The 7,323-nt window shown below is 68.8% G+C and carries 5 protein-coding genes; 2 read left to right on the top strand and 3 right to left on the bottom strand.

Features of this window, described 5'->3' with window-relative positions; translation table 11 throughout:
* Together PHC73_RS09705 and PHC73_RS09700 are read left to right on the top strand one after the other, a co-directional pair.
* Positions 1 to 882: hypothetical protein (locus PHC73_RS09705; RefSeq protein WP_300127298.1), on the top strand; the 882-nt coding region annotated here is incomplete at its 5' end.
* 14 nt (positions 883 to 896) lie between these two features.
* Positions 897 to 4,961: an EAL domain-containing protein gene (locus tag PHC73_RS09700; RefSeq protein WP_300127296.1), complete on the top strand. Its 4,065-nt coding sequence runs from the start codon at positions 897 to 899 to the stop codon at positions 4,959 to 4,961.
* 162 nt (positions 4,962 to 5,123) lie between these two features.
* Here the strand turns inward: PHC73_RS09700 and PHC73_RS09695 are convergent, their stop codons facing one another.
* The 3 genes from PHC73_RS09695 to PHC73_RS09685 form a co-directional block, all read right to left on the bottom strand.
* Positions 5,124 to 5,453, bottom strand: a complete 330-nt coding sequence (locus PHC73_RS09695; protein WP_300127275.1) for a hypothetical protein — start codon at positions 5,451 to 5,453, stop codon at positions 5,124 to 5,126.
* On the bottom strand, positions 5,453 to 6,649 hold the full coding sequence (locus tag PHC73_RS09690) for an aromatic ring-hydroxylating dioxygenase subunit alpha (RefSeq protein WP_300127235.1): 1,197 nt from the start codon (positions 6,647 to 6,649) through the stop codon (positions 5,453 to 5,455). Before PHC73_RS09690 ends, PHC73_RS09695 begins: the two co-directional genes overlap by 1 nt.
* A 152-nt stretch (positions 6,650 to 6,801) precedes the next feature.
* The coding region (locus PHC73_RS09685; protein WP_300127232.1) for a F0F1 ATP synthase subunit gamma at positions 6,802 to 7,323 on the bottom strand (522 nt) is incomplete at its 5' end.

Genomic DNA, 7,323 nt, shown 5'->3' with positions numbered 1-7,323 from the left:
TTGAAAGCAACCGTTCACCTGCTGGTTTTGGCCCTGCTCGCCGGCGTCGCCTGCACGGTCTGCGCCGCCGAAGTGCTGGTGGTGATGCCGGACGTGCGCGAGCCGTACCGGTCCATCCTGCAGCAAATCGCCGACGGCATCCGCCAGACCGCCGATACGCGCCTGGAGCTGCTGCCGGCAGGCAGCGCACTCGCCCTCGGCAACGAGCGGGTGCTGATCGCGCTCGGCAGCGCCGCCGTGGAGGCCGCCGCACCGCTGGCATCGCGCCTGCCGGTGGTCACCGGGGCCATCGTGTCGCCCGCCGGCCAGCCGCCGCTGCCCGGCATCAGCCTCGAACCGGACCCGGAGGCGCTGTTCGCGCAACTGCTGAAACTGCGCCCCGGCGTGCGCAGGGTGCATTGGATTTATCGCCCGGAACGCAGCGACTGGCTGCTCCCGCACGCGCAGGCCGCAGCACGCAAGCTGCGCATTGATTTGGTCGTCCACGCCGCCGACGACGCACGCACCGCGAGCCAAACGTATCAAGACATCCTGCGCCGCGCCGATAACACCGCCGAGGCGGTGTGGCTGGGTCAGGACCCGGCGCTGATCGGCACCGATGCCAACCTGCCCGACATTCTCAGCCTGGCGTGGTCGCACAACGTGATCGTGTTCTCGGGATCGCTCCAGCACGTGGCCAATGGCGTATTGTTCGCGCTGTTTCCGGACAATACGGCCATGGGGGCCGATCTGGCGCGCCTGGCGCTGGCCTGCGCCAGTGGCAAAACGGCCGGGTTCTTACCGAACCGGGCGCTGCGCCGGGCCATCAATCGCCGCACGGCCGAGCATCTGGGGCTGCCACTGGATGCGCAGCAGTTCGACGTCGTACTGCCCGCCCGCTAGACCGCCAGGACGCCATGAGACACACCCGCCTCGCCCGCCTGCGCAGCGACACCCTGGTGATGCTGGTGTGCTGCCTGGGCGCCCTACTGCTGTCGCTGACCATCGCCGGCGGCATCTCCTGGCTCGCCGTCGATCGGGCGCGCGGCGAACTGCTCGACCAGGGCCGGCTGCTGACCGAACGCTACGCCGCGCAGGCCACGCTGGCGCTGCTCTACGGCTCACCGGAAAACGCCGAAAGCGCCACCGACGGCCTGTTGCGGTTTCCGAACGTGGTCGGCGTGGCGGTATTCAACGCCGACGGCTCGACCCTGCTGCGCCGTGGCCTGACCGACGACGTGCCGGTCCAGATCACCGCTTCCTGGCGCCCCAACGACGCCACCCGGCTGCTGCGCGACGCCGACACCTACTGGCTGTTCGGGGCGCCGGTATTCGTCGGCACCACCGACCAGGACGTCACCGTCTTCGGCGAAGCGGTGCCGCCTCCGCAGTATCAAGGACAGGTGGCGGTGGCCATCAGCAAAGCGGCACTCGGCGAGGTCACGCGCGAAATCCTGCTGTCGACCGCCGCGCTCAGCATCGTCACGGCGGCGCTGTTCCTGCCGCTGCTGCTGGCGATCTTGCGCCGCATCTCGCAGCCCATCCAGGCGTTGGCGCGCGTGATGGCGCGCACCGAGGCGGGCGACACCACGGTACGCGCCGAGCTGTCCGGCCCGGCCGACGTGCAGCAGATGGAGCATGCTTTCAACAGCATGATGGACCGCCTGCGCAACCGCGAGCTCGAACTGCGCGAGGCGCGCGATGCGGCGCTCGACGCGGCGCGCCTGAAAGCACAGTTCGCCGCCAGCGTCAGTCACGAGATCCGCACCCCGCTCAACGGCCTGCTGGGCATGCTGCAGCTGCTGCGCGAGTCGCCGCTGAGCGGCCAGCAGCGCGAACGGCTGGACATCGCCGCGTCCTGCGGCAAAACCCTCCTGGCGCTGATCAACGACATCCTGGATTTTTCGCGCCTGGAATCCGGGCGCATCCAGATCGAACACATCCCCTTCGACCTGCCGGCCAAGGTGCGCGAGGTCGTCGCCCTGTTCGAGCCGCAGGCCCGCAGCAAAGCGGTGGCGCTGCAGGTGGACATCGCCCCCGACGTGCCGGCAGGCGTGGCCGGCGATCCGATGCGCATCGGCCAGGTGCTGACCAACCTGATCGGCAACGCCATCAAATTCACGCCGGCCGGGGAAGTGCGGCTGCACATCGCGGTGGCCGAACGCACCGTCGACCGCGCCCGGCTGATGTTCCGGGTCACCGACACCGGCATCGGCATCGCCGACGCCGACCTCGACCGCATCTTCGAATCCTTCACCCAGGCCGACAGCTCCACCACACGCCAGTTCGGCGGCTCCGGTTTGGGCCTGACCATCAGCCGCCAGCTGGTGCGGCTGATGGGCGGCGAGATCGGTGTGGACAGCCAGCCGGGCGTCGGCAGCACGTTCTGGTTCTCGCTGCCGCTCGAGCTGGCCGAAGCCCCGGCGCTGGCGCCGCCGGCGCATGTGCCGGCCGCGTTGCCGCGCCGCGCGAACCCGCGCGTGCTGGTGGCCGAGGACAACGCCACCAACCAGCTGGTAGCCAAGGGCCTGCTGGAGGCCAGCGGCTGTCAGGTGGACCTGGTCGGCGATGGCGAAAGCGCCGTCACCCAATCGACCGCCGAGTCGTATGCGGCCATTTTCATGGACTGCAACATGCCCGGCATGGATGGACTCGAGGCCACACGGCGCATCCGCGTCAACGAGCCGGCCGGCCAGCACGTGCCGATCATCGCCATGACCGCCAACACGGACGCCGCGCTGCTGCACGAGTGCCGCAGCGCCGGCATGGACGACATGCTGCCCAAGCCCATGCAGCTGACGGCCATCCAGCACCTATTGCAGAAATGGGCGGTACTGCCGGGAAGCGGCAGCGACGACGCCCCGGCCGCGCCGGTGCCGGCGGACGGGATCATCGCCCCGGCCGTGTTGACCGACCTGCAAGACGCCATCGGTGATGCGCTGCCGACGGTGATCCGTACCTTCATCGACGACGCCGCCCGCTACATCGGTGAGCTGCGACAGGCCGTCCGGCAGCGCGATACGGCGCGTATCCGCGATCTCGCCCACACGCTGAAAGGCAGTGCCCGCAACATCGGCGCCGAACGCCTAGCCGAGCGGGTCGAACGCATCGAGCGTCTGGCCGGCGGCGCCAACCCGGACTTCCCCGGCCTCGCCGAGGCGGCCGGCGAGCTCGATGCCCTACACGGCGCCACGCGCGCCGCCCTGGCGCACTGGTCGCCCGGCCCGCCTGGCAGCCGCTCCGCCAGCCAGGCGCAATCACACTTCACCATCCTGCTGGTCGAGGACGACCACAGCACTCGCCTGGCGCTGCGTGGCCTGCTCGAACTGGACGGCTACCGGGTGATCGAGGCCGGCGACGGCGAAGAGGCCATGCAGCTGTACCCGCGCATCCGGCCCGACCTGGTGCTACTGGACGCCCGCCTGCCGCGCCAGGATGGCTTCACCACCTGTCGCCAGATCCTCTCCCAGCCGCTGGCGCAGCGCACGCCGGTGCTGATGATCACCAGCCTGGCGGACGAGATTTCCGTCGAAAGGGCGTTTCGGGCCGGCGCCGCCGACTACATCACCAAACCGATCAACCACGGCGTGCTGCGCCGGCGCGTGACGCGGCTGCTGCAGGCGGGCGCCTCCGAGCGGCACGCCCATCGCCTGGCCTATCACGACACCCTGACCGGCTTGCCGAACCGCGCCGGCTTTCGCGAGCGGCTGCGCCAGCGGCTCGAAACCGCGGACGGCAACACCTGCCTGGCGGTGGCGGCGCTGGACCTGGACCGCTTCAAGGTGCTCAACGAAACCCTCGGCCACGACCTGGCCGACGAGGTGCTGGTGCAGCTCGGCGACCGCATCCGCCGCCAGCTGCGCGCCGACGACCTGCTGGGGCGGGTCGGCAGCGACGAGTTTGCGCTGGCCTTCGAAACCGACGGCCCGGACGGCGCCGACCGGCTGGCCGGCAAAATTCTGGCGGCAGTGGCGCAGCCGCTGCATGTGCGCGACCAGGAACTGGTGCTCGGTGCCAGCATGGGCGTTGCGCTGTATCCGAGCGACGATCGCGACACCGACGGCCTGATCCGGCACGCCGAGACGGCGCTCAACCAGGCCAAGTCGACCGGCGGCGGGCGTCATCATTTCTGGCAATCGCAGATGAGCGTCGCCGTGCGCCGGCGCTTGGGCATGGAAACGGACCTGCGCAAAGCGCTCGAGCGGTCCGAGCTGCTGCTGTTCTACCAGCCGCAGATGAACCTCGGCAGCGGCACGGTCACCGGCGTCGAGGCGCTGATCCGCTGGCAGCACCCGCAGCGTGGCCTGGTGTCGCCGGTCGACTTCATCCCGCTGGCCGAAGACACCGGCCTGATCGGTCCCATCGGCGAGTGGGTGCTGCGCGAAGCATGCCGGCAGAATCGACTTTGGCAACAACGCGGCCTGCCACCGCTGCGCATGGCGGTGAACGTGTCCGGCGCGCAGCTGACGGCGCCGGAGTTCGTGGATACCGTGGCGCGGGCGCTGGAAGATACCGGCCATGCCCCGCAACGCCTCGAGCTCGAGATCACCGAAACCACGTTGATGCGGGACCTCGATGCCTCGGCCGCGGTGCTCGCGCGGCTACGCGCCCTGGGCGTGCGGGTCGCCATCGACGACTTCGGCACCGGTTATTCGTCGCTCGGCTACCTCAAGCACCTGCCGGTGCAGACGGTCAAGATCGACCGCTCGTTTGTCGTCGAACTGCCGGAGAACGCCCACGATGCCGCCATCACCAACGGCATCATCGACATGGGGCACAACCTCGGCCTCGAGGTCGTCGGCGAGGGCGTGGAGACGGCCGCCCAGCTGCGCTACCTGCGCGAGCACGGCTGCGACCTGATCCAGGGCTACCTGCTGCACGCCCCGACCACGCCGGACAACATCGAGGCGTGGCGGACCGACAACCCACACCCGAACGTGGCGGGCCTGGGCGTCGTCAAGGGTCCGCGCGGACGCCGCTAACAGGCCGTCGAAAGGGCTGTCCTGCCCTTTTCCAACTCGCCGCGCGCGGCACCTGTGCGGACGCGGCTTCGACCAAGCAAAGCCACGGCAAGCCGAAAAATTCCAGCGATGGAATTTTTCGGCGTTTCCCTGAGCGCGGCCAGCGCGCCCACGGTCAGCGCATCAGTAAGCCACCGAGAATTTCTGCCACGGGTAGGCATCCCGCGGCCAGGGATTGAAGAACAGCTCCACCGCCACCGAAATTTCCACCAGCGACAGGGCGAGGTTCAGCAGGTTGCGCTCCTGCGGCGGCAGCGCGTCGAGCGCAAAGCCGTTCAGATACTGGATGGCCTCGTCCAGGCGCGGCTTGACCGCCTTATAGAACTGTTCGAGTTCCGCTTGCGTGCTGCGCATGCGCTGCTCGCGCCGCTCGCGCTCCGTGGCCAGGCACCAGGTGGCCGCGTACGGCTCCCACTGCGCAAACTGCGCCGGCAGCATCGGTTCGGTGGCCATCAGGCAGCCAGCCACTGGTCGATGACGTGCATCTGGTGGCGCAGTGCGATCTCGAGCTCACTGATGGTGATGTGCGTGAGCACGCCCGACTCCATCATCTGCTGCGTGGCCTCGAGCGTGCTGAAGTCCTCCAGCACCGCGTCGCGCAGCAGGATCTTGGTGTGCTCCTGCGCCAGCAGGCCGCCGGCGTGCTCGGCCTTCAGCTGGTAGATGTCCATGGTCCAGCGCGTCTGGTTTTCCGAAATCGGCCAGAAGTTGTAGGTGAAATACCAGCCGGGCCCGGTGTCGCAGAAGAAATTCGGAAAGAACACGTTGATGTCGAACCACCAGTTGTCGTCACCGCTCGGGTTGATGCCCGGGAACTGGTCCTTGGCAGTGGCAAACGTCGGCCCGTACTTGCCAACGATCATGCCGACCTCGGGCGGCCGGTAGGCCGGATTGGCCCAGGCCGACAGCGAGCGGTGCGGCCCATAGAACCGCGCCGAGGTCAGTGCGGCGGACGGATTCTGCGGCGCGGCGGCCGAATTCGGCAGCGAGGCGCGGTGCACCATGATGGCGTGAAACGCCTCCTGGAAGGCGTCCAGCACCACCTTCCAGTTGGCGCGCGGTGTGGCCTCGTAGCGGGCGATGCGCGTGCAGCGGTCGAACGGGAAGCGGTCGAGCTGGTCGGCCATGCCGCCCAGGAACTCGCGCAGCGGCTGCGGCGGCTCGGCCTGCGGGTGGATGAACACGAAGCCGTTCCAGGTGTCGAGCGTGACCGGCTTCAGGCCGAGCTTGCAGCGGTCCGTGCCGGGCGGGAAATACTCCTCGCCGGCCATGTGCTTGAGTTCTCCGTCGTTGCCGAACACCCAGCCGTGGAAACCGCAGGTGAAACCCTTGGCATTGCCCGACTTGCGCTGCGCCAGCTTGTTGCCACGGTGGGTGCACATGTTGTGGAACGCCCGCAGCTGGCCATCTGCGCCACGCGTGAGGATCAACGACCAGCCCAGCACCTCGATATCCACCACCAGGTAGTCGCCCGGGTGTGGGATGTCCTCGGCACGCGCCACCTCGAGCCAAGCGCGCTTGAAGACCTTTTCGCGCTCGCGTTCGAAAAACTCACGGCTGACGTACGGCGCCACCGGCAGCGGCGCATCGCCCATCACCGGCACGTCGGTGGGGTATTTGGTGACAAACGGCGGTTCGAGCTTGCCCATGATCGTCTCCTGCGTGTGGGGTCGCGGCGACAAGGCTGATACTGTCCCCGATATTGAGACATTACCGATCGTTTGGCAAGTTTTGTGCGGCGGCTCGGAAACGCCAGGATTCCCGCCGGACAAGAAAACGCCAAACCCAATCGGCGCGTTTATCAGCGCCCAGCGCCGGCCACGCTGAGCGCCACCTCCACTTCTTCGATGATCTGCTCCTGACGGGCCCGGCGCTGGCGCTGGCGCAGCGTCTCACAGCGCTCGTCGAGCCGCTGCAGCGCCGCCTGCAGGTGGGCGATGCGCTGCTGGTTCTCGGCCAGCAGCGAATCCAGCAGCAGGCCGTTGAACACCGCGAACAGGTACTGCTCCAGCAGCGCCGCCTCGAACTGCGCAGCCGGCAGTTGCAGGCGCGGGGGGATCGCCGGCTTCCCACCGCGCGGTGGCGGTAGCACCACCACCCACCGCGGCTGCTGGTGCTGCGGATCGTGACAGAGCACCTGCAGCGAGCCGGCCGCCAGCGCGTCCATGCCGGCCAGCGTCTGCGCCAGCACGCCCAACACCGGACCGACGTCGTCGACCCCCAGCGCGCCCGGGCAGTGCGCCACCACCGCCGGCATCTGCTCGCCTGCGGCCGCCAGCTTGGCGCCCACCAGCACCCGCGGCGTCGCGCCATCGGACAACCC

Source organism: Immundisolibacter sp., from assembly GCF_028696615.1.
In the GTDB taxonomy this organism is placed as follows: Bacteria; Pseudomonadota; Gammaproteobacteria; order Immundisolibacterales; family Immundisolibacteraceae; genus Immundisolibacter.
This window is presented reverse-complemented; position numbering and strand designations above follow the sequence as displayed.